Genomic DNA, 3,607 nt, shown 5'->3' with positions numbered 1-3,607 from the left:
CCCACCCCAGGTGGCGCCGTTGGGGGTCGCCAGCATCCCGCCCGAAATGCAGCGTTTTTGTGCGTTGCCACAAAGGCAAAGCCGGGTAAGATGCAGCGATTCCAAAAATAAGGCGACGACGAGAATGCAAACAGTAGTCAACCTGTGGCCGCTGCTCGGGGTGGCGGTGATCGTCGCCGGCTTCGCGCTGCGCGTCAATCCGGCCCTGGTGGTGGTGGCCGGCTGCGTCGCCACCGGCCTGGCCGCCGCCATGCCGGTCGAGCACATCCTCGCCTCGCTGGGCGCCGCCTTCATCAAAACCCGCAACCTGCCGCTGATCCTGCTGCTGCCGCTGGCCGCCATCGGCCTGCTGGAGCGCTACGGCTTGAAGGAGCACGCCCAGCGCAGCATCGCCCGCATCGGCGCCGCCACCAGCGGGCGCGTGCTGATCGTCTACCTGGCGCTGCGCGAGCTGACCGCCGCCTGCGGCCTGACCAGCCTGGGCGGCCACCCCTGCATGGTGCGCCCGCTGATCGCGCCGATGGCCGAGGGCGCCGCCGAGCTGCGCCACCCCGGCCTGACCGACCGCCTGCGCCAGCGCATCCGCGCCATGGCCGCCGCCACCGACAACGTCGGCCTGTTCTTCGGCGAGGACGTCTTCGTCGCCTTCGGCGCCATCGTGCTGATGCAGACCATCCTGCGCGGCGAGGGGTTGGAGGTCGATCCGCTGCATATCGCCCTGTGGGGCATCCCGACCGCCGTCTCGGCCTTCATCATCCACGGCTGGCGCCTGCATCGGCTCGACGGCCAGATCGCCCGCGAAATGGCGGCGGCCATCGCCGCCGGCGCCAAGCTTCAGGCCGACGGCAGGCGACAGGCCGACGGCAAGGACGGGCCTGACGCGCAGGGCGGCGCGGCCGGCGGGACGGCGGCATGATCCTCGTCGTCGACTACTTCTACATGGTGCTGGGCGCCATGCTGGCGCTGATCGGCCTGATGTCCTGGCGCGACCGCAGCAATCCACGGCGCCACAGCACCGCGCTGTTCTGGTGGATGTACGCGCTGATCTATGTGGCCGGCGAACGCCTGGCGCCGGCCGTGGCCGGCGCGTTGATGGTGACGATGGCGCTGCTGGCCGGCTTCGGCGGCGTGCGCCTGGGCAGTTACGGCCAGCGCAGCGACGCCGAGCGCCAGGCCAGCGCCGTCAAGCTGGGCCACAAGCTGCTGCTGCCGGCGCTGACCATTCCGCTGGTGACGGTGCTCGGTTCGACCCTGCTGAAGGACGTCAGGATCGACGGCCTGTTCCTGCTCGACCAGAAGAACGCCACCCTGGTCAGCCTGGGCTGCGGCTCGCTGCTGGCGGTGGCGGCGGCCTGCTGGCTGACCCGCGCCACGCCGCTGCAGGCGATGCGCGAATCGCGCCGGCTGGTCGACGCGATGGGCTGGGCGGTGGTGCTGCCGCACATGCTGGCGGTGCTCGGCCTGCTGTTCTCCGAGGCCGGCGTCGGCAAGGCGGTGGCCCATGTCAGCACCTCCTACATCGCCATGGACACGCGGCTGGTGGCGGTGCTGGTGTACTGCGGCGGCATGGCGCTGTTCACCATCGTGATGGGCAACGGCTTCGCCGCCTTCCCGGTGATGGCCGGCGGCGTCGGCATCCCGGTGCTGGTGGGGGTGTACCATGCTAATCCTGCGGTGATGGCGGCGATCGGCATGTTCAGCGCCTATTGCGGCACCTTGATGACGCCGATGGCGGCCTACTTCAACATCGTCTCGGCCTCGCTGCTCGACTTGAAGGACAAGAACGCGGTCATCAAGGCGCAGATACCGACCGCGCTGGCGCTGCTGGCGACCAACGCGGCCTTGCTGTATTTTTTGATGTAGCTGTGACGCTGCAGTAGACGGGAGTGGCAGGCAATGAAGAAGATCGTATTGTTGACCGGGTTCGAACCTTTCAACGGGGAGGGCATCAATCCCTCGTGGGAGGCGGTGCGCGCCTTGCAGGACTGGAACGAGGCCGACTTCACCGTGGCCGTGCGCCAGCTGCCCTGCGTGTTCGGCGCCGCCAAGCTGGCGATGAAGAACCTGATCGAGGAGCTGCAACCGAGCGTGGTGATCGCCGTCGGCCAGGCCGGCGGCCGCAGCGATCTGACAGTCGAGCGGATCGCCATCAACGTCGACGACGCGCCCATCGCCGACAACAACAAGCGCCAGCTGGTCGACCAGCCGGTGGTGGCGGGCGGCCCGGCGGCCTACTTTTCGACCCTGCCGATCAAGGCCATCGTCCACGCGCTGCGCGAGGCCGGCCTGCCGGCCTCGGTGTCGCAGACCGCCGGCACCTTCGTCTGCAACCATGTGTTCTACGGCCTGATGCACCACAGCGCCGACTTCGGCACGGCGATGCGCGCCGGCTTCATCCACATTCCCTATTTGCCGCAGCAGGCGGCGGACCATCCCGGCGCGCCCAGCATGGCGTTGACCGACATGGTGGCCGGCCTGCGCGTCGCCGTGCGCACCGCCTTGCAGCTCAAGAGCGATGTGCGCGAGGCCGGCGGCACCACCCACTAGCCCGGAAATGTCGGTGCCGCCCTAGTCGGCGCGGGCCGGCGGATTGAGGATGTTGAGGAAGGCGCGCACCACCGGCGCGTCGTCCAGCGTGGTGTAGGTGATGTACAGATTGGCCGACGGCGGCTGGCTGCGGATCGGCAGGAACACCACGCCGGGCCAGCCGATGCGGCTGGTGGTCTCGGGCAGCAGGGCCACGCCCAGGCCGGCGCCGACCATCGCCAGCAGGGTTTGCGGCTCGCTCGCCTCCTGGAAGATGGTCGGCTGGAAGCCGGCCTTGACGCAGCACTGGATCAGGTAGCGCGGGAAGGCCGACTTGTCCAGCGCCAGCGTCAGCATCGGCTCCGCGGCGATGTCCATCAGCTCGATGGCGTCCTGCTTGGCCAGCGGATGGTGCTCGTTGATGGCGACGCAGACGTTCTCGCGGAAGCACAGTTCCTGCCGCAGGTTGTCGTGTTTCAGGTCGTCCTCGTCGAGCTTAGGTTCGCGCCAGAAGCCGACGTCGATCTGCTTGGCGCGCAGCGCCTCGTACTGCACCGTCGGGCCGAACTCGTGCAGGGTCCAGGTCACGCGCGGGAATTTGCTCTGGAACTCCTCCAGCAGGCTGGGGATCGGCCCCCACATGGCCGAGCCGACGATGCCCACGCGCAGCCGGCCGACCTCGCCCCGGTCGATCTGGCGGATGGTGTCGATGGTCATGCGCATCTTGCCGAGCAGTTCGGCCGCCTCGTTCATCAGCGCCCGCCCGGCCACCGTCAGCTCGAAGGTGCGCGTGGTGCGGGCGAACAGCCGCACCCCCAACTCGTTCTCCAGCTTCATGATCTGCTGGCTCAGCGGCGGCTGCGAGATGTGCAGCCGCTCGGCCGCCCGGCTGAAGCTCTTTTCCTCTGCGACGGCGAGGAAGTACCTTAACTGTTTCAAATCGATGGTCATGGCGTGCGGTGACTCTTCAAAAAGTACGACGCGAATCTGAATCTATCGGGAGTGCCGGCGACGCCGGCCAAACCCACGGGCGCAAACCTGGGGTCGGACCCCGCGGGGTCCGACCCCGGCTCCCGGTCTT

Annotated in this window: 4 protein-coding genes; 3 read left to right on the top strand and 1 reads right to left on the bottom strand. The window is 68.4% G+C overall.

The genetic code is table 11. From position 1 onward, the window contains the following. The first annotated feature begins 124 nt into the window (after nucleotides 1-124). The 3 genes from H7U20_RS17885 to pcp are packed head-to-tail and all read left to right on the top strand — an operon-like array spanning nucleotide 125 to nucleotide 2,547. Complete coding sequence (locus H7U20_RS17885; RefSeq protein WP_199760509.1) at nucleotides 125-916, top strand: DUF969 domain-containing protein; 792 nt, start codon at nucleotides 125-127, stop codon at nucleotides 914-916. Next, nucleotides 913-1,863, top strand: coding sequence for a DUF979 domain-containing protein (locus H7U20_RS17880; protein ID WP_199760508.1), 951 nt, complete (start codon nucleotides 913-915; stop codon nucleotides 1,861-1,863). The genes H7U20_RS17885 and H7U20_RS17880 overlap by 4 nt, the downstream gene beginning before the upstream one ends. Before the next feature lie 33 nt (nucleotides 1,864-1,896). Continuing rightward, nucleotides 1,897-2,547 (top strand): pyroglutamyl-peptidase I, encoded by a 651-nt coding sequence (gene pcp, locus H7U20_RS17875; protein ID WP_199760507.1) that lies wholly within the window; start codon nucleotides 1,897-1,899, stop codon nucleotides 2,545-2,547. A 21-nt stretch (nucleotides 2,548-2,568) separates the two neighbouring features. On the opposite strand, the gene H7U20_RS17870 is transcribed toward pcp, so the two are convergent. Next, complete coding sequence (locus H7U20_RS17870) at nucleotides 2,569-3,477, bottom strand: LysR family transcriptional regulator (protein WP_199760506.1); 909 nt, start codon at nucleotides 3,475-3,477, stop codon at nucleotides 2,569-2,571. Nucleotides 3,478-3,607: the final 130 nt, after the last annotated feature.

Origin of the sequence: Rugamonas violacea, from assembly GCF_016461825.1 — a bacterium.
Classification (GTDB): domain Bacteria; phylum Pseudomonadota; class Gammaproteobacteria; order Burkholderiales; family Burkholderiaceae_D; genus Rugamonas.
This window is presented reverse-complemented; position numbering and strand designations above follow the sequence as displayed.

Bases quoted from the DNA above. Each gene is read 5' to 3' on its own strand.
- H7U20_RS17885 (WP_199760509.1), top strand. From the start codon at position 125: ATGCAAACAGTAGTCAACCTGTGGCCGCTGCTCGGGGTGGCGGTGATC.
- H7U20_RS17880 (WP_199760508.1), top strand. From the start codon at position 913: ATGATCCTCGTCGTCGACTACTTCTACATGGTGCTGGGCGCCATGCTG.
- pcp (WP_199760507.1), top strand. From the start codon at position 1,897: ATGAAGAAGATCGTATTGTTGACCGGGTTCGAACCTTTCAACGGGGAG.
- H7U20_RS17870 (WP_199760506.1), bottom strand. From the start codon at position 3,477: ATGACCATCGATTTGAAACAGTTAAGGTACTTCCTCGCCGTCGCAGAG.